This is a genomic window from Nocardia stercoris (assembly GCF_003696265.1).
Classification (GTDB): Bacteria; Actinomycetota; Actinomycetes; order Mycobacteriales; family Mycobacteriaceae; genus Nocardia; species Nocardia stercoris.
In genome coordinates this window covers 931,390-948,917 of the sequence record NZ_RFFH01000001.1, presented here as the reverse complement: position 1 = coordinate 948,917, position 17,528 = coordinate 931,390, and the positions used below count along the sequence as shown (strand labels likewise).

Annotated in this window: 21 protein-coding genes and 1 pseudogene; 14 read left to right on the top strand and 8 right to left on the bottom strand. The window is 66.8% G+C overall.

Annotated elements, in window-relative coordinates; all coding sequences use genetic code 11:
• Window positions 1-131 precede the first annotated feature (131 nt).
• Entirely contained in the window at window positions 132-1,079 is a 948-nt protein-coding gene (locus EBN03_RS04265; RefSeq protein WP_233608109.1) for an HNH endonuclease, read from the top strand.
• Window positions 1,080-1,168: 89 nt separating this feature from the next.
• On the opposite strand, the gene EBN03_RS04260 is transcribed toward EBN03_RS04265, so the two are convergent.
• Window positions 1,169-2,695: an HNH endonuclease signature motif containing protein gene (locus EBN03_RS04260; protein ID WP_122186452.1), complete on the bottom strand. Its 1,527-nt coding sequence runs from the start codon at window positions 2,693-2,695 to the stop codon at window positions 1,169-1,171.
• 248 nt (window positions 2,696-2,943) lie between these two features.
• On the opposite strand from EBN03_RS04260, the gene EBN03_RS04255 reads away from it, so the two are divergent.
• Window positions 2,944-3,516, top strand: a complete 573-nt coding sequence (locus tag EBN03_RS04255) for a GNAT family N-acetyltransferase (RefSeq protein ID WP_122186451.1) — start codon at window positions 2,944-2,946, stop codon at window positions 3,514-3,516.
• 14 nt (window positions 3,517-3,530) lie between these two features.
• Here the strand turns inward: EBN03_RS04255 and EBN03_RS04250 are convergent, their stop codons facing one another.
• Entirely contained in the window at window positions 3,531-4,283 is a 753-nt protein-coding gene (locus EBN03_RS04250; protein WP_122186450.1) for a Mut7-C RNAse domain-containing protein, read from the bottom strand.
• Between the two features lie 230 nt (window positions 4,284-4,513).
• Between EBN03_RS04250 and EBN03_RS04245 the strand changes: the two genes are divergently transcribed.
• Window positions 4,514-4,852: a hypothetical protein gene (locus EBN03_RS04245; RefSeq protein ID WP_147471458.1), complete on the top strand. Its 339-nt coding sequence runs from the start codon at window positions 4,514-4,516 to the stop codon at window positions 4,850-4,852.
• Window positions 4,853-4,976: 124 nt separating this feature from the next.
• On the opposite strand, the gene EBN03_RS04240 is transcribed toward EBN03_RS04245, so the two are convergent.
• The gene (locus EBN03_RS04240; RefSeq protein WP_122186448.1) at window positions 4,977-6,341 is read right to left on the bottom strand and encodes a DUF2252 domain-containing protein; all 1,365 of its coding nucleotides are present in this window, start codon (window positions 6,339-6,341) and stop codon (window positions 4,977-4,979) included.
• 194 nt (window positions 6,342-6,535) lie between these two features.
• Here EBN03_RS04240 and EBN03_RS04235 point away from each other — a divergent pair, with 194 nt between their 5' ends.
• From EBN03_RS04235 to EBN03_RS04220, 4 genes are all read left to right on the top strand, one after another.
• Window positions 6,536-7,030: a carboxymuconolactone decarboxylase family protein gene (locus EBN03_RS04235; protein ID WP_122186447.1), complete on the top strand. Its 495-nt coding sequence runs from the start codon at window positions 6,536-6,538 to the stop codon at window positions 7,028-7,030.
• Complete coding sequence (locus EBN03_RS04230; RefSeq protein WP_122186446.1) at window positions 7,027-7,509, top strand: HPP family protein; 483 nt, start codon at window positions 7,027-7,029, stop codon at window positions 7,507-7,509. Before EBN03_RS04235 ends, EBN03_RS04230 begins: the two co-directional genes overlap by 4 nt.
• Before the next feature lie 37 nt (window positions 7,510-7,546).
• On the top strand, window positions 7,547-8,587 hold the full coding sequence (locus tag EBN03_RS04225) for an AraC family transcriptional regulator (protein ID WP_122186445.1): 1,041 nt from the start codon (window positions 7,547-7,549) through the stop codon (window positions 8,585-8,587).
• Window positions 8,588-8,649: 62 nt separating this feature from the next.
• Window positions 8,650-9,411, top strand: coding sequence for a DUF2470 domain-containing protein (locus EBN03_RS04220; RefSeq protein WP_199742582.1), 762 nt, complete (start codon window positions 8,650-8,652; stop codon window positions 9,409-9,411).
• An 18-nt stretch (window positions 9,412-9,429) separates the two neighbouring features.
• Here the strand turns inward: EBN03_RS04220 and EBN03_RS35475 are convergent, their stop codons facing one another.
• The 4 genes from EBN03_RS35475 to EBN03_RS04200 all read right to left on the bottom strand — a co-directional run bounded on the left by EBN03_RS35475 (window position 9,430) and on the right by EBN03_RS04200 (window position 12,287).
• Window positions 9,430-9,804, bottom strand: coding sequence for a cold-shock protein (locus EBN03_RS35475; protein WP_122186444.1), 375 nt, complete (start codon window positions 9,802-9,804; stop codon window positions 9,430-9,432).
• Window positions 9,788-10,000, bottom strand: coding sequence for a hypothetical protein (locus EBN03_RS04210; RefSeq protein ID WP_122186443.1), 213 nt, complete (start codon window positions 9,998-10,000; stop codon window positions 9,788-9,790). The genes EBN03_RS35475 and EBN03_RS04210 overlap by 17 nt, the downstream gene beginning before the upstream one ends.
• 666 nt (window positions 10,001-10,666) lie before the next feature.
• Window positions 10,667-11,089: an Hsp20/alpha crystallin family protein gene (locus EBN03_RS04205; protein ID WP_122186809.1), complete on the bottom strand. Its 423-nt coding sequence runs from the start codon at window positions 11,087-11,089 to the stop codon at window positions 10,667-10,669.
• Window positions 11,090-11,252: 163 nt separating this feature from the next.
• Window positions 11,253-12,287, bottom strand: a complete 1,035-nt coding sequence (locus EBN03_RS04200) for a potassium channel family protein (RefSeq protein ID WP_233608108.1) — start codon at window positions 12,285-12,287, stop codon at window positions 11,253-11,255.
• A gap of 91 nt (window positions 12,288-12,378) precedes the next feature.
• Here EBN03_RS04200 and EBN03_RS04195 point away from each other — a divergent pair, with 91 nt between their 5' ends.
• The 3 genes from EBN03_RS04195 to EBN03_RS04185 all read left to right on the top strand — a co-directional run bounded on the left by EBN03_RS04195 (window position 12,379) and on the right by EBN03_RS04185 (window position 14,200).
• The gene (locus EBN03_RS04195) at window positions 12,379-13,011 is read left to right on the top strand and encodes a DUF1345 domain-containing protein (protein WP_122186441.1); all 633 of its coding nucleotides are present in this window, start codon (window positions 12,379-12,381) and stop codon (window positions 13,009-13,011) included.
• Between the two features lie 89 nt (window positions 13,012-13,100).
• Entirely contained in the window at window positions 13,101-13,760 is a 660-nt protein-coding gene (locus EBN03_RS04190; protein WP_122186440.1) for a hypothetical protein, read from the top strand.
• On the top strand, window positions 13,757-14,200 hold the full coding sequence (locus EBN03_RS04185; RefSeq protein WP_158675533.1) for a hypothetical protein: 444 nt from the start codon (window positions 13,757-13,759) through the stop codon (window positions 14,198-14,200). Before EBN03_RS04190 ends, EBN03_RS04185 begins: the two co-directional genes overlap by 4 nt.
• Before the next feature lie 103 nt (window positions 14,201-14,303).
• Here the strand turns inward: EBN03_RS04185 and EBN03_RS04180 are convergent.
• Window positions 14,304-14,410: pseudogene (locus EBN03_RS04180) on the bottom strand (ketol-acid reductoisomerase); the annotation flags it as partial.
• Here EBN03_RS04180 and EBN03_RS04175 point away from each other — a divergent pair.
• Genes EBN03_RS04175 through EBN03_RS04160 form a run of 4 tightly spaced genes read left to right on the top strand, consistent with a single transcriptional unit; the run spans window position 14,370 to window position 17,477 of the window.
• Window positions 14,370-14,792 (top strand): WXG100 family type VII secretion target, encoded by a 423-nt coding sequence (locus tag EBN03_RS04175; protein WP_233608106.1) that lies wholly within the window; start codon window positions 14,370-14,372, stop codon window positions 14,790-14,792. The pseudogene EBN03_RS04180 and the gene EBN03_RS04175 overlap by 41 nt on opposite strands.
• Window positions 14,789-15,082, top strand: coding sequence for a WXG100 family type VII secretion target (locus EBN03_RS04170; protein WP_158675532.1), 294 nt, complete (start codon window positions 14,789-14,791; stop codon window positions 15,080-15,082). The genes EBN03_RS04175 and EBN03_RS04170 overlap by 4 nt, the downstream gene beginning before the upstream one ends.
• Before the next feature lie 17 nt (window positions 15,083-15,099).
• Complete coding sequence (locus EBN03_RS04165) at window positions 15,100-16,917, top strand: hypothetical protein (RefSeq protein WP_122186436.1); 1,818 nt, start codon at window positions 15,100-15,102, stop codon at window positions 16,915-16,917.
• Window positions 16,914-17,477, top strand: coding sequence for a hypothetical protein (locus tag EBN03_RS04160; RefSeq protein ID WP_147471456.1), 564 nt, complete (start codon window positions 16,914-16,916; stop codon window positions 17,475-17,477). Before EBN03_RS04165 ends, EBN03_RS04160 begins: the two co-directional genes overlap by 4 nt.
• Window positions 17,478-17,528 lie beyond the last annotated feature (51 nt).

The window sequence follows — 17,528 nt, the reverse complement described above, 5'->3', positions numbered from 1 at the left end:
GATACACTCCAAACTGGCGGACTTTCCGCCGGACCGCGCATGCCGAGCCGCTCGACTCGGTGGCCGGAGGCCACACTGACGCCTCGGGGCCTGCCTCTGCAAGACCAGCCTTGACATGCAACAATCCCAGGGTGAACCCGAATTCGGAGGCAGAGCTTCGCGAGAGAATTTTCACCAAGCTCAGACAACTGACAGCCTCGTCCGGCGGATCCTTGACCCGCACGGACCTGGAGAACTTCGAGGTCGACGGCACCAAGATTCCTTTGATCGACCGTAACCGCGGGATCCGAAACCCACGGGATTCTTCCTCGACTCTCTCGATAATGTCGAAACCCGGCAGCGAGTACGAGGACGACACCGTGGGCGACTCGCTGTTTTCTTACGCCTATCGCAAAGGCCCGATCGATGTCGGCGACAACGTGAAGTTGCGCCGATCCTATGTCACACAGCTACCATTCATCCTTCTGCGCTGGATCGACGTCGGCGCAGGTGCCAGATACGTCCCCATCTTCCCGGTATTCACCGTGGCCGACAACGTCGACGCTAGATGCATCGTCATCGCCCTCGACCAATCTCTGCGAGAAGTTTCGGATCCGACTCATCTGACACCGATCGAGCGAAGGTATGCCCAATCGGTCACCAAGCGCCGCTTGCACCAACCACAATTCCGCATCCAGGTTTTGATGGCCTATCAGAACAGATGTGCGTTATGCATGCTGGGGAGACCACAGTTGCTGGAAGCTGCTCACATTATCGCCGATAGCGAAGACCACAGCACTGCCGCTATCAACAATGGACTGAGCCTGTGCAATATTCACCACGCAGCTTTCGACAGGAACCTGGTCGGCATCTCTCCAGATTTCAAGATACACATCGGCCCAGAGCTGATGGATTCACAGAACGAGGGGCCGATCCTCGAGTATGCATTGAAGGGGCTGAACAATACCGATCTGCATCTTCCTGCCAGCAAGAAGCACTATCCAGCAAAAGATGCTCTTGCGGAGAGGTTCGACAGATTCCTGACCGAGGGCAACACCCAACAAGCGACTCGCGGATTGGATATGCGCTGGCTCAAATAGAATTCACCAAGAGAGGCGCGTGAACCGCGCGAAGCTCCTCGATCGGTCGCCCCGCCCCTCCGCTGTCCATCGGTGTGTCACACCCGTGTTCAGAACGGCGGGGCGCTCTCCGGCACTCCGAGTCCGATTTCAACTCCCGGCACCGCCCGCGTCACGTCCTTCCACAACGTCGTGCTCCATGCGCGCTCCACGTCCGGCCACCTGGATGCCTTCGTCAGTCGAATCAGCTCGAACAAGTGTGCCGCACAACCGAAGTCATTCTCGATCATGACCGACCCCTCGGCCGGGTCCAGCTCCTGAACCTTGGCGACCCGCTCCCGCGGGAACAAGTACTCCACGCCCTCAGGCTCACTCACCATCGAAGCCCCCGCTGGCGTAACCCACTCTTCGCGCCGCCCAGCGCCCTGCCGGATACGCCACCTCACGTACCCGTTGTCGATATCTGTCTTCAGCCGATGATGTCGCCGGCATCGGCAGGCCAGATTCGCCTCTGTGGTCGGCCCACCTCGTACCGGATCGCTGTGGTCGAACGGAACACAGTGGTCCAGGTCTGTGAGCGCCGCAGGAACCGTGCAACCCGGCGCACGGCATACGGCGTCGAAGGCACGGACTCGCTGGGCCAGGGCCCGCGATGGGCGGTAGCGGAGTTCGGGTTCCGCGGTAGCTGGGAGATGGTCGGCGGCTTCCGTGGAAGATGTTGGGGTTGAGCCTGTTTCCGGCGGCTCCGGGAGCACCACGAAGCGGGCGTGGCGTGCGATTCGGCGGGCCAGGTGGGCGTCGATGGCTCCGAATCCCTGCAAGAGTGCGGGGTTGTCTTGGATCCCCAGCAGGGTTTCGGCCGAGACTCCGACGTGGACCAGCGCGCGGCGAGGCTCCGGCAGGTCGTCGGACCGCGGGCAATCAGGTCGACCGCACTGGCATGCAAGCCGACCCGTGTCGGCAAGTGCAGCAAGGGCGTCGGATCGGCGTTGGCCGAGAGTGCGTGGATCACGGCCACAGACGTCACCGGTCGCCATTTCGCGCAGGCGGTGGTACAGGGCTCGGCCGCCTTCGGCGGTCATGGTTGCGTCTATGCCGGCGGTGCCGTCGTCGCGGGCGAAGATTGTGACGTCGCGGTCGCGTTCGGCTTGCTTGCGGCGCTTGATCTGGGCGCGGGAGTCCACTTCGAGGACCCAGCGGCGGATGGTGCGCTTCAGCCGCGAGGGGTCGATATCAAGGGCGTGCTGCACGATTCGCGGTTCGAGCGTCGCTACCACCTCGTCTGCGACGGAGTCCAGCTCGGCACAGATGATCTGAACTTTGGCCGGCTCCAGCTGTCCGGCGGCGAAAGCCTCTCGGGTGTGCGGGAAGCGGTGTTGTAGGGCCAGGCCGAGGTTGACGTCGTGGTCGGCTTGGCGCTGGGAGCACTTCAGAGTGACGGCGATTTCGGTGGCTACCGACTCGCCGGCAAACGCGGGGTTGATGCCGAACTCGAGCTCCTCACTGCGACGCAGGTGGTACAGCTCGGTTTCCAGGCGGATCTTGTCGGCCTGGGCGGCGGCGAGGGTGGCGTGCGCGGCGCGGAGCCGGTCGACCAGCTCCAGCCTCGCCTCGTACCTCGCCGCAAATTCGCTCATACGTTCGATTCTAGCGGCGGGAGGCGGAGACGGGAAGGGGCAGCAAACTTGTGGCTGCTGCGCCGGCCTACCCTCGGTATCCGGTACTGGGAACGCGCCTTTGGTACTGCGAACACAAAGTAGGTCTCGGGCACTGCCTCAGTTGTCGAGATGCGCCGCATGTCATTCTTGGGCTTCACGGCAGCCTGTGGCCTCCGGCAGCGGATATCGGGTTGCTGTACCGCCAGTAGTGCCGCCACCATCACCGTATGGATGTCGAACCGCTGCCGGCTCTCGCACCCGGGGTCTGTCCTCCGCAGCGGATCGAATTGGCGGACCTGCTGATACGTCGTTGGCAACCGGAGGATCTGGTGCCGCGGTTCGAGGCGATCGCGGCGTCATACGAGCACATCCATCCCTGGATGGACTGGCTCGCCGAGCCGACCACCCTGGAGAGGCAACGCGCATTCGGTGAGCTGGTCGCCGAGAGCTGGCCCACGGCCGGCGGGAGCTTCAACTACGGCATTTTCGGCTGCGGCGGAACAGTACTCGGCGCGATCGGCTTGCACGACCGCCTCGGGTCGCCGGCGGTCGAAATCGGCTATTGGTGCCATGCCGAGCACGTCGGTCGCGGTGTGGTGACCCGCTGCGCGGGCGCGCTGACTCGAATCGCCCTGGCGTTGCCGGGCGTCGACCGGGCCGAGATCCACTGCGATGAAGCCAACGTTCGCAGTGCAGCCGTCGCACGCAGGCTCGGATATCGCCTCGACCGCATCGAGTTCCGTGGAAAACGCGCTCCAGCCGAATCCGGTTTCGGAATGTACTGGGTGAAGGAACGATAGGTGCGGCAAGCTCATTACGACGAGACGGCCGCGCGAATCCGGGCCACCAACGCCTCCAGATGTTGCTGATGTGACCCCTCCCAATAGATTCGGCCGCAATCCGTGCACCGCCGGAAGGTGTCGTAGTACCGGCGGGTGAGGGGTTCGAGTCTGTCGATGATGTCCTGCTTGGCGACGTCGGCGACAACGCCACCACAGCGCAGGCAGCGACTGAACGGCGTCAGGTGATCCGCCAGGTCGAGTCGGCGGACGAGTTCGACCATTTGCTCGAGCGGGTGGTCCGAGCGGATGTAGATGCCGTGAGTCACGTTGCGGCGCTTGAGAAGTCCGCGGTCGCGGGTGAGCAGGATCCGATGGTCGGCCGCGGCGGTCCGCGCCAGTGCCGCGTCGTCGGCTGTCCAGTCCGCGCGCACGTCGAGGCCCATCAGGCGCATCAGGCGGGCGAGGCCGCCGAGGTTTACGTCGACGATGAAGCGTGGATCGCGCAGTGGACAGGGACGCACCTGGGTCAGCGGGCCGATGTCGAGCGTTTCGAACATCGGGTAGGCCACGATCCGGTCGCCGGGCCGCAGACGGTGGCCGAAGTCGACGGACTCGCCGTTCACCAGCAGCAGGTCGACTTCGGTGTGCGGGATGCCCGCAGCCTCGACGACGTCCTTCACGGTCTGGTGCGGGCGGACCGGCCGCCGCTGCGCCGCGTACCGCACCGCCGAGGGCAAGAAGTCGTTCAGCTCGGCATACACACGCAGCTCGACACCGGCGGTCATACGACAATTGTCCGCCGGAAGCGATTCGCAGCGGGAGAGAGCTGCTCGACGGATCACTATGCAGGTTTCGGCATATTCCCTCGATTCCCCTGTGAGCCGTCTAAACGTGCTGACGCTGGCGCATGGGAGACGCCGCGGCTCCAGTCATAGCCACTCACCGTGACCGCACTGTAACCTTCGGTCGATCTGCACCAATGCGCTTGTGGTGCAACCGATTGGAAGGATTCACTGTGTCCAAGAGCAAGAACCTCGTGCTGCGCGCGGCTCTGGTGGGTGCCGCCCTCACGATTCCCGCGGCGGCGCTCGCGACCAGCGCGTCGGCCGACCCGGTCGAGAACACCGTGACGTTGCAGAACGTCGACGACGGCTGGCACGGCGACGACGGCTGGGACGGCGACAACGGCTGGCACCACGGGCACCACCACCATCACCACCACCACTTCTTCCGCCACGACTTCGACTGGGACGACGACGGCTTCGGCGGCGGGTCGGGCGTGGCCGACGGCATCGACACCATGATCGACGGCATCGTCGGCGGGTTCGCGCAGATCGTCGGTTCGGCCGGCTGATCCCGGCGGACGACGTGCGACGGCCCGGCACCTGTTCAGGTGCCGGGCCGTCGCTGGTCGGCGCGCAGGTGGGTCCGGTCGACCACGCCGTGGCTCCTCGCCCGTCCGGCTCGGCCGCCGACGCTCAGTACGCTCGCTCCGCCATCGTCACCCGGCCGCTGTCGATCGCTTTCTGCAGTGCGGCCTGGTCGGCCAGCGTCTGATCCGCGTACGACAGCGCGAATTCGGCCATCGACTTGTCGAATACGTCGTTGTCGCCCAGGTAGGCCGAGATCGCGACCCGATCGCCGGAGCGGGCGTGCGCCCGGGCCAGGACCGCGCCGCACAGCGCCACATACACCCCGAGGTCCTCGGCGGTCATGGCGCCGACGTCGATCGAGCCCTTCATGTCGCGCAGCTGGCGCACGTAGTAGAAGGTGTGGTCGGAGGCGGTGGACCAGCCGAGGAAGATGTCGCTGGCCGCCTGCATCAGGCGCTGCCCGACCACCACGCGCTGCCCCTGGTTCGCGTATCTGCTGGGTTGCAGATGCGCCGCGAGCACGGACGCCTCGGCCTGTTTCACCTGCAGGAACAGCGGACTAGCGGTTTCCCGGTCCTGCAGCAGCAGGATGAAGCAGCGGGTGCCGACGCTGCCGACGCCCACGACCTTCATGGCGAAGTCGACGATCTCGTAGCGGTCGATCAGGACGCGCCGCTCGTCGGGCAGGCTGGAACGGTAATCGGCGAACGCGGCCTGGACGAGTTTGCGGTCGACGAGTTCGATCGGGACCAGCAGCGGCGGCTGGTTCTTGATCCGCGGGACACCGTCGGGGTCCGGCGCGGTGAGTTTCGACAGTGCCTGCAGGCTGGTGTGTTTGCGGGCGCCTTCGATGGTCTTCTCGACCTGTTTGCGCTGCGACGGTCGCGACACCAGGTCGTCGATCTCCTGGGCGGCGGCCCGCTGATACCAGACCTCGAGGCTGTCCATCCCGGCCAGCTTCGTCATGGCCTCGCGGTAGGCGCGGGTACCGGCCTGCGCGATCTCGCGGGCCTGGTCGTCGGTGGCGCCGTTGTCGCGGGCGGCGACCGCGGCGCTGGCCGCGAGGCGTTTCACGTCCCATTCGAAGGGGCCGGGCAGGGTTTCGTCGAAGTCGTTGACGTCGAAGACGAGACTGCGTTCCGGCGAGGCGTACACACCGAAGTTGGAGATGTGCGCGTCCCCGCAGAGCTGCGCGAGCAGCCCGGTGTTCGGGCTCTGCGCCAGGTCGGCCGCCAGGATCGCGGGCGCGCCGCGCAGGAACGCGAACGGCGACTGCATCATCCGCGCGTACCGGATCGGCACCAGCTGCTGGACCCGGGTTTCGGCCTGTCGCTCCAGGATCGCCACCGGATCCTCCCGGTCGGCGCCCGGCTTCCATTTCCCGGCGTCGGTGCGGGTCAGAGTCTTGCGGGCCTGCTTGCCGGCCGCGGCCGATCTCCGCTGCGCGTCCTCCACGGTCGTATTGGGCATCCGGACAGTGTCGCGCCGCCGCAGGTGCGCGGCAAGCGTCCGGCGGTGGACGCCGCGAGCCGCGCGGTGCTTCCGGCCGGAAGGTGCGTCGTGTTCGGTCCCCGCCGCGGCGCGCGCGGACCTCTCGCGGCGGCCTGTTCCGGCAATACGGTCGTTATCGCACGGTGTTCGTCCCTTCCCCGAAAGGAACTCTCATGATCTCCCCGATCGACGACGCGCCCCTGCTCGACGAGGTGCGCAAGCGCATGGGGCGGGTGCCGAACATGACCAAGGTCATGGCGAACGCCCCGGTGGTGCTCGAGGGCTATCTGGGCTTGGCGGGCGCGCTGAAGCGGGCTACACTGCCGCCGCCGACCGCCGAGCGCATCGCCCTGACCGTCGGTGCCGCCAACGGTTGCGGCTATTGCGTTGCCGCGCATACGTTCACCGGTAAGCGGGTCGCCCACCTCAGCGACGGCGACATCGAAGCCGCCAAGGACGGTAAGGCCACCGATCCCAAAGAGGCTGCCGCACTGGCGTTCGCGCGCGATCTGACCGAGTCGCGGGGCGCGGCGGACCCGGCGGCCGCGCTGGCCGCGGGCTGGACCGAGGAGCAGATCCTGGAGATCATCGCCTTGGTCGCGTTGCAGACCCTCACCAACTACGTGAACAAGGTCGCCGAGACCGAGAACGATTGGCCCGCTGCGTGACCGCGCCCACCACGACGCGCGGCGCGCTCGGTGCCGCGCTCGGAGCGTGGGTGCGGCCGGCGGTCGGCACGGTCGCCATGCTGGTGCCGCTCGCCGTGGCGCAACTCGTGACCGGCCTGATGTTCTGCGCGGCGCCGCTGGCGGCCTCGGCCGCGCTGGCGGCGGCGACCCCGAACGCCCCGGCGGCGCGGCCCGCGTCGATTGCGATCGGTCACGCCGTCTGCGCCGCAACAGGTCTGGCGGTGGCGACCACGTTCGGCCATGGCACGGTCGCGGCCGTGGTCGCGGTGCTCCCGGCGGTGGCACTGTCGACGGCGCTCGGGCGCAGTCACGCCCCCGCGATCGCCTCGGCAGCGCTGGTCGGCGCGTCCGGTTCGTGGCGGGTGGCGGTCGCGCTGGTCGCGGGCGGGCTGGCGCTGGCCGCGATCCACGCGGTCGGAATCCGTTTGCAGGCAGGGAAATCCGCGTCCCAGCCGTGACCAGGGCCGGGCCAGGCGGCGCGGTTACGCTCTGCCCATGCTCGACGGCACCGTCCCCACCCGCATCGCCGGGCTGATCCACGCCACGGCTTTGCGGGCAGGCGTCGCACCGCCGCAGCTGGCGGCCATAGATCCGCAGGTGGACCCCGCGGTGTTCACCGTCGACACGCTTCGGGTTCCCACCGAATGGGCTTGGCGGGCTTGGGAACTGATCGCCGCTGCGGCCGGCCCCGGCTCCGGCCTGCTGGCCACGGAGGCGGCCGGGCGGGGCGGGCTGCACGTCTGGGACTACCTGTTCACCAGCGCACCCACGCTCGCCCAGAGCCTGCGGGTGGTGGTCGAGCTGCGCACGGTCGTCACCGATCCGGCGGTCGGCTGGGAGGTGATCGAATCCGGTGGCCTGCTGACCATTCGGGAGGCGGCGCCGATCGAGCCCGAGCACGTGCTGGCCCCGATCGAGGAGTTCATGCTGTCGATGATGCTGCGCCGGGCCCGGGAGGCGACCCGGACGCCGCTGGCCCCGGTCCGGGTCGCCTTCAGCCACCGGGACACTCGCGGCTACGCCCGGCTGAAGCACGAATTCGGCACCGGCCGAATCGATTTCGGTGCCCCGCACGCCGAGATCACCTTCGTCGACGCCGGAAACCTGCCCACCGGTTCGGATCCGCACCTGGGCACCATGCTGCGCCACTACGCCGAGCTGGTGCTCTCCGCGTCCCGCCCGGTTCCGACCGCGCAGGATTCGCTGCGGATCGCCATCGCCGCCGCGCTGCGCGATGGCGATCTGACGCTCTCGGGTGTGGCGCGCCGGGTCGGGACGAGTCCGCGCACGCTGCAGCGCCGGCTCTACGAATCGGGCACCAGCTGGCGGCGGGAGGTCGAGACCGTGCGTAACGACGAGGCCGTGCGCTACCTGTCCGAGACGGATCTGCCGGTGCAGTCGGTGGCTACCCGCCTGGGTTACACCGACGCGCGGGCGCTGCGGCGCGCGTTCCAGCGGTGGACGGGCCGGGGCCCGGACGAATACCGGCGGCTGCACCGCACGACGCCACCCCGGTTCGCGTCGCAGCGCGTGTAAAGGTTGCCCTGGCGAGCGGAATCACTTAGCTTAGGGTTACCTAATCAACCCGAGGAGCCGCCATGCGCACCGCGACCGTCGTCCCCAGCGCCGCCGAGCGCGTGCGCACCGCGTGCGCCCACGCCGAGACCGCGATGCTCGCGGTGCCGGGCAGCGACCCCGCACCCGCGGCGGTGCACGTCCTCCGCCGAGCCGGGGATGTGGTTGTCGCCGTGGAGAATTCCGCTCCCGCCCTGGTCACCGTGATGCGCGCGGGCACCGGCGGCGTAGCGGCGATGCTCGAACTGACCGACCACGCACCGCTGCCGCTACGCGAGCCGGTGCGGTCGTTGGTGTGGCTGCGGGGCCGGGCGCAGCTGGTGCCCGCCGCGGTACAGCACACCCTTGCCGCACAGCTCGCCGGCGAACACCCGCACCCGAACCTGCTCGACGTCGGCCACACGACCACCCTGCTGCGCATGCCGCTCGACTCGGCGGTCGTCGCCGACGCGCGCGGCGCCGAAGCGGTCGATCACACCGCACTGGCCGCCGCCGCGCCGGATCCGTTCTGGGAGTTCGAATCCGCCTGGCTGCGGCACCTGGCCGGCGACCACGCCGACATCGTGCAGCGCCTGGGCCGCCACCTGCCGGTGCGGCTGCGCGGCGGCGCCGTGCACCCGCTGGCCATCGACCGCTACGGCCTCACCCTGCGGATCGAGGCCGCCGGCGGGGATCACGATGTGCGCCTGCCCTTCCCGGCCCCGGTCAGCGATATCGAAGGGCTGAGCCGGGCAGTACGGCTGCTCGCGGGCTGCCCGTTCGGCGCGGGCCTGCGACACCGCTGAGACCGACGCGATCTCGCGCTACGGCGTGTGGGAGCGAGTGTGCCGGTGTCGCCGCGCATCGAAGGGGATCACTGTGGCGTGATGGGCGGGCACTGGCGGCGTGCGGATGTCGGGCACGACCCGAGTGGCCTCGGGCCCCCGGGGCGTGTCGGTGGCGGTGAACACCACCGATTGCCCCGCGAGCAGGGTCTTGAACCCGGGGACATCGATCACCTGATGGTCGACGAACACCTCGGGACCGGTGTCGGGGGTCAAGAATCCGAAGCCCTTCTCGGTGTCGAACCAGGCGACTCGACCGTGTCGCCAGGTCGGTAGCCGCTGCTGTGTGCTGTTGATATGCGGGTCGCACCGCGTGGCTTCCGCGCGGCAGGCGGGTTCAGTCGTCGTCGTCATCACAGTCCAGTGGGGTGGTCCAGGCTTGGTAGATACGGTCGGTGAGGTCGGCGGATTCGATCGCGGCACGCAGAGTTTCCGCCGGCGGTGCCAGCGGGGCCGGGTCGAGACCCGCGTCGCGGTCGCGGTCGTAGACGAGGATGTTCTGGTCGGCGCGGTCGAAATCGCTACCGGCCGGGACGAAGGTGCTGGTCATGATGGTCCCTCCTCGCAATTCGATCGTATGACGCTGGCTGGACGAGCCGGGTGAGCCCGGCGACCGAAGCCGACCGAGCCCACCCGTCCGCGGAAGGAATTCTGGTTCCGCACGGGGCGGCGAGCCGTGCCGCGCTTGCCGATTGCCACCCGTCGTGGCTGTGCACGCGCCGGGCCGAGGACTGCCCTGATGCGCGGGTGCCGGAATGCAGGCGGCCCGGCTCTGCCATCCCCTGGTCGCGAGAACCGCTATGGCGGAGAACGTTTCGTGAGTTCACCATTGCCTTCGGTGTTTACGACCGGCATCACCTCACTCTCGATCACAGGTTCGGATATATCGCGTCGAGTCCGGCCTTCGTCCGCTCCGGGCGGGTCGCGCCCTCGACCGTGCGTGCAATCGGGTCGCCGGCCACGGCACCCGACGGTCCACCGCCGCCATCGCGAATCCATACGAGGCCGAGGAACTCGGCGGTGGCGTCGCGACCGGGCGGTTCGCCGATCGCCTACCCGGCACAGGATGTCCTCGATCTCGGCGAACAACTCGTCGAGGTCGGGGTCCAACTCCAGCAGCCGGGCATCCAGCCACGACAACCGCTCGGCGGCCTCGCTCGTGGCGGTCGAGGCCATCGTCTCCGACATCATCACTGAACTCCGTGGTGACGTCGGGTCAGGCGTTGATCGCCTGACGCTGGTCGTGGTGGCGGGTGATCTCGATCTTGCGCGGCTTGGCCTTCTCCGCGACCGGGATCACCAGGCGCAACACGCCGTCGCGGTAGTCGGCGCGAATGGCGTCGGTATCGAGATTCTCCCCGAGGAACAGCTGACGGCTGAACACGCCGCGGTTGCGTTCCGCGGCGATCATCGACCGCTCCGGGTCCAGCCGGGGACGTGAGGCGCGCACGGTCACCACGTTGCGTTCGATATCGAGGTCCAGCGATTCCGGGTCGATGCTGGGCAGGTCGAGTTCGACGAAGAACTCGTCACCCTCGCGCCAGGCGTCCATCGGCATCACCACCGGACGGGCCGGCGTGCCGAAAACCTGCTGGGTCAGACGATCCAGATCCCGGAACGGATCGGTGCGCATCAGCATGGTCGCCACCTCCACTCCCTCCATTCTCGATCGCGATGGTCAGATAATCTGTGGTATATGACTGAGATTTGTTTTAGCACTCTGGCAAGAAGAGTGCAAGAGGTTCGCTGAGATAAGTTGAACGGGTCGCGCCGGAGCGCACGACCGGTCGAACTGCGCCCGGTTACCGGCCGGTGTACCGGATGTAGAGCACCCGATCAGCGGCCCGGAGCGAGCCGACCGCCGGATCCCCCACCCGCGTCAGGACACCGTCGCGCACCACACCGAGCGCGATGTCACCGAGATCCCTTGGCGAGGAACCGATCTCGTTGTCGCCGACCGCGCGTTCGGCGATCGCGAACCCCGCCTCGGGGGTGAGCAGGTCCTCCATCATCTCCACCACGGTCGGCGTGGTGGTGGCGATCCCCAGCAGGCGCCCGGCGGTCTCCGACGACACGACAACGGAATTCGCGCCCGACTGACGCAGCAGATGGGTGTTCTCGACCTCGCGGATCGCGACCACGATCGAGGCCGTCGCGTTCAGTTCGCGCGCGGTCAGCGTCACCAACACAGCGGTGTCGTCGCGATTGGTCGCCACCACCACCGACGCGGCGTGCTCGACCCCGGCCAACCGCAGCACATCGGACTTCGTCGCCGAACCGTGCACCGTGACCAGGCCCGCGTTGTTCGCGGCCCGCAGCGCGCCCGCGTCGGAGTCGACCACCACGATGCCGGAGCGCTCGGCCCCGTCGCCGAGCACGGCGTCGACCGCGGCCCGGCCCTTGGTGCCGTATCCGACGACCACGGTGTGGTTACGCACAGTGCGCCTCCATCGCTGAATCTTGAACGCCTGCCGCGACCGTTCGGTCAGCACGCTGAGCGTGGTGCCGACCAGCAGGATCAGGAAAATGACGCGCAGCGGGGTGATGATCAGGATGTTCACCAGCCGCGCTGTCGGCGAAACCGGTGAGATGTCACCGTATCCGGTGGTCGAGAGCGACACCGCGGCGTAGTAGAAGCAGTCCAGGAACGACAGGTCGTCGCCGGCGATGTCGTGGTATCCGGCCCGGCCCCAATAGACGACCAGCGCGGAGACGACCAGCAGCGCCACCGCCAACAGCACCCGCCGCAGCAGCGAACTCCACGGACTGGTCTGCACCTGCGGAATACGCAGGATACCGACGAGCGAGAAGTCTGCCCTCGGCTCACCGTCGGTCACAGCCCGGCAGCCTACCGGCCCGAAGCGAGCCCACCCGGCCACGACGCGAGCGCGGCGACGATTCGCCGGTCATCCACTAGCATGGCGGCCCATGGGCGACTGGCTGCTGTCCGCGGTGGTACGGCTCGTCGGCTCGTGCCTGATCGGGGCCGTGGCCGGCACCACGGTGGGGATCCTCACTCGGCCGCCGCTGGGCATCTCGTCCGGAATCGCGGTCGGGGCAACACTGTTCGTGGTACTCGGGTGGCTCGTGTTGTGGCCGATGACCGCCGAGCAGACCAAGGCCAACGCCCGGCGGGAGAACTTCCAGCCACTCGCCGAGGAAGTGTCCGTGGTGGCGGCGGCGCTGGGCGGTCTGCTCGGGATCGTGGTGCTGGTGGAACTGGGCCACTCCCGCGCCGGCCAGATCGCGGCCGCGATCGGACTGGGCGGCGTGTTCATGACCTGGGCGGCAGTGCATCTCGTCTACGCCGCGCGGTACGCCTTCCAATGGTACGAACACCCCAGCGGCGGAATCGATTTCCACTCCGACATCCCGCCCTCCTACCGCGACTTCATCTATTTCGGCTACAACCTCGGCATGACCTACCAGGTCTCCGACACCGAGGTCTCCGACCCGCGCATCCGCGAGGTCGTCGTGCGCCACACCCTGCTGTCCTACGTGTTCGGGACGGTCATCCTGGCGACCACGATCAACCTGGTCACCGGGTTCGCGGCGGGCTGAGCAGCACTGCGGTACGCCGGGCGAAGCACGCGGGCGCCCGCGAATCCGGTACCGTCGCAAGGTATTCGAAACAATGCTGGGGGAATAGCGTGAATCCACCCGATGAACCACCCATCGACGCCAAGACCGTGAAGTACGGGTCCGCCGACGGAGTTCTGGACCAGGCCGAGGCCGCCGCCAACTTCTCGGAGGCCGGTTATGTCGCGGCGTACTTCGACCTGAAGAAATTCCATTTCGCATCGGACCTGTTCGGCTTCTACCTCGGCGACAACGGTCCCGATGCCCGGTACCGGATGACCGAGGCACAGATCCGGCAGGTATACGCCACCAATGACGTGAAGGCGAAGACGAACGACGGCGTCAACCAGATCAAGGACATGGTCCGGGCCGCGAACGCTGTCGGATGCTATTCGCTGCACACCGATTGGATGGTGACCTTCCCGACCGACGACTCCGATGTGGCGAACGCGCTCGGGCATTTCTCCACGGCCGTAGCGGCCGACGTGACCGTCACCAAGGCGGACGGCCAGGACAAACTGCACGTCAACGCGCAGTTGGCGCTGTTCATTTACGATTACTACAACTTCGATCAACCCCGCCAGTTCGGGCTGAGCGATCCCGAATACAGCCTGAAAACCAATATCGATGCCGATATGCGGCAACTGGAGGCGGCGGGCTGGGCGCGCAGTTTTCGGGTCAGCGGCAACACCCAGAACCTGATCCCCATGTCCTGGGAGGGATATCTGTGAAGTATTCGATGCGCGCACTCGTGCCTGTCGCCGTCGCCGCATTCGTGCTCAGCGGCTGCGGGAGCGGTGACACTCCCCCGCTCGACGACATGGCGAAGTGCGCGAATATCCACTTCGCCACGACCCCCAAGGTCATCGCGCAGCACCGGACCGTGGATTTCGGCACCGGCCGGACCGCCAGCGTCGTCGTCGACACGACGAAGGACCAGCTCGACAGTTTCGAGCAGCTGTCCGCGATCGGGCCGCTCACCCCCGGCGTACCGTCCGAGTGGCGGTCCGAGCAGTGGATGGACGCGGCGGTAGCGGAAAGCCTGAAAACCGACACCGGCAACACGCAGTTCCACGACTACCACCCGACCGCGCCCGCCCGCTGGATCGTGGTCCACGACCAAGGCGGCGATCAGCGCCGCGTGTACATCAAGGTGTATTGCGAAGGCTGACCGAGAACGAAAACCGCCGGGCCCGTTCGCTGTAGCGAACGGGCCCGGCGAAAGTTTCGAAACCTTACGCGGTCTCGGTGATCGGGCGGTCGACCCAGCTCATCAGGTAGCCACCGAACTCGGCGGTGTCGGACACCGAGTAGTTCTGCGAGCGATGCCACCCTCGTACATGAGGTCGACGATCAGCTTCAGCTCGTGCAATACCTTGAAGGATTCGCCGCAGCTCGAGGCGTTTTCGCGACGTTGTACCATGTCTCTTATGGAGGATTCGGGGGAAGATTCCGATCTGTCGGTGGTACCGGCGGATGTTCAGGCCTTGGGAAAGTTCGCCTACGATCTCGCGGACAGCCTGCAGAGCGCGTTGAAACAGATTGGGGCCGAGGTCGGTTCGCTGACCGGTGGCGACTGGACCGGGCCCGCGGCCGACGGGTTCGCGGCCGGGTGGGCGGAGTGCTCCGACGGAGGCGCGAAGATCATCGCCGTGCTGGAGCAGATGGCGAGTTCGCTGGGGGTCACCGCGCAAACCTATGTGGCGCAGGACAATCAGTTCGCCGGCCAGGTCAGTGCTCTGCTCGATTTGCCGCCGCTGTGAACGGGTTCAGCGTCGACCTAGGCAAACTCGACGACATCGTGCGGCAGCTGGAGAACTTCTCGGGGTTCGTCAGCGATCAGCTCGAGGCGCTCGGACAGCGGGTCGGGACCGTGCAGGAGGCGTCCTGGTCGGGGCCGTCCGCGCAGGCCTACCGGACCGCGCACGACAACTGGGCGGCGGCAGCGGCCGAATTCGTCCAAGGCGTGAACGATATGAGTACTGCCGCCGCACTCGCGCACGGGCACTACAGCGGCGCCCAGAATACGAACAGCAAGATGCTACGCGGCTGACGCGGATCGGCAAGCTGATGGCTCCCAACAACACCGACGCGCTGAAGGTCGATCCGCACATCTACTACGACGCAGCCGCCACGCTGATCACCCTCACCGGGCAGATCGGCACCCTGGCCGGGGCGCTGACGGCCGGCATGCCCACCTATGACGGGATGGGTGGCAACTACACGGCGGCCGCGGGCTGGAATACGGCGTGCACCAAGCTGACCAACGACCTGCACGACGCGATCTTGGCCTACTCAGGGGCGCTCGCGCACTTCAGCGACATCCTCAATATCGCCGGATACAACTGGGACACCGCCGAATACAACGCGAACATCAGCCCGAACAAGGGGACCGCGCCACCGCAACCCGCGCTGAACACGGCAACTCCATTGGCCGACAACAGCTTTCCGGCGATCCATCAGACGACAGGTGATAACGGCACCGGTCTCACGATGCGGGGTTCGCCCGGTGGGGACACCTGGGATGCGGCGCCCAATGCCCGCGCCGGTGCGCTGAAGTCGGCCGCGAGCGCCTGGAATACCTTTGCGAACGATGTTCAGCTCGAGATGGCGTCCATCGAGCTCGGTCAGGCGCACGATGCGTTCAACGCAGTCAAGGCACCCGAGGTGGCCGACATCCAGGAGGCGCTCGCGGCTTTGCAGGGCGGGGTCGAGGGGATCAAGAACAGTGCCGGGGTGCTGGCTGACGCGCTGCACAGTCATTCCGACAATCTCGGCAGCTGCCGACAGGCGCTGATGAACGCCGCAGCCTCGGCATTCCCGAAACACCAAGGGCAGGTGACGACTTCGCAGGACGATACGTCGGTCACGGTGAACGTGGCCGGGACGATCATCAGCGACGATCTGAGTCACGCCTTCGACACGTTCAAGAACACGGCCAACGGCACCGACCTGTTCTACTACCTGAGCCAGGCCACCGATTCGAAGGGTTTCCGGGCCGCACTCACCGGGCCGGACGTGCTGGCGAACCTGCCGAAACTGAAAGCGCTGAAGGAGCTTCCGATCCTCGTCGAATCCGGGAACGCGGACGACAACAAGAAGTTGATCGGCGAGCTGGACACGATCGCCACCTGGGAGACACCGCAGGCCTCGCTCACCGCGCTCGATCTCAGCAAGCTGGACCAGTACGGTCCGCTGGTGAAGTCCTGGGCGATGCTCGCGGTCAAGTACGGCAACGAGGCCCACGTCGATCCGGCTATGGTGCTGGCCATGGTTCTGCAGGAGGGTGGGTCGCTGCACACCGGATATCCGAAAGACGGTGTGCAGCTGTGGCAGGCGCTGGAGAATCCGGAATCGTTCCACCCGGACCCGGACGCGCCCGGCAGGGCAGCGCTGTCCGACATGGCCCGAGTCACCGGGAACGCATTGGGATATTCGAAGCACGGCGACACGATCTTCGGTCAGCAGTACCCGTTCCAATACGACAATGTCGGAAACTCGCTCGGGCTGACCAATATCAAAAAGGATCCGTTCAACGATGTGAAGAACGCGTACAAGGATCAGTTCGCCGGGAAGGACTGGTCCGACCTCGCCGGAAACGACGACCTCGACATCAAGACCACGGCATACAATCTGAAACTGCTCAACGAAGGCGCGGCATCGCAGGCGAACGACGAGATCAAAGCGAGTCAGCCGCTCGATCAGTTCCTCGGCTCGGGCTACAACGCTGGCGGTACATTGCAGCACTCACTGGAGGTCGCCGACGGCAAAGCGCATTTCACCGACGACACGAGTAACGGGAACAACGAAACGGCGCACGGGCAAGCGTCGGTGCGACTGGTCGCACTGGCCAACCAGATCCTGAAAGGCAGCGGAGCGTATCAATGATCGGCGACGCGGAGGTCGAACGAAAGCCGGTGCGGTACAGGCGAATACGGACGGCATGGATCGTCGTAGCAGTGGTCGTCGTCGTGCTGGCCGCCGGCATCGGCTACGTCGTCGCGACCTGGCACGTCCGTCCCACCGAAGCCCGGCGCCTGGCGGAAGCCACGACGATTGCCGGATTCACTCGAACCGCCGTCGTCGACGACGACCACGGCGACAGCCCCACGGACGCCACCGCGTACTTCGTCGGCCCGCCACCCGAACCGGACCCGGTCAAGGACGTCGACATCCCGACCATCCCCCTGTCCCCCGCCCCACCGCCGCCGACCGCACCCGAGTGGGACCCCACGCGGTACGCCGGTGTCGATTTCGCCGCAGCGAAAGGACAGCGCGTGGACGGCTGCGCCGCCGCGGTGACCTTCGAAACTCACCCGAAGCAATATCTGCCCGAGGTCGGCGGCCGCAAGACCGTCCGCATGCTCACCGACGAGCAGCTCGCCGCAGTTCAGGCCGGCTCGCTGATCGTCATCGAGCTGCTTGTCGCCAACTGCGGTCCGCACTGAGGTAGCGACCGAAGCCGAAGGGCCCGTTCGCTATAGCGAACGGGCCCTTCG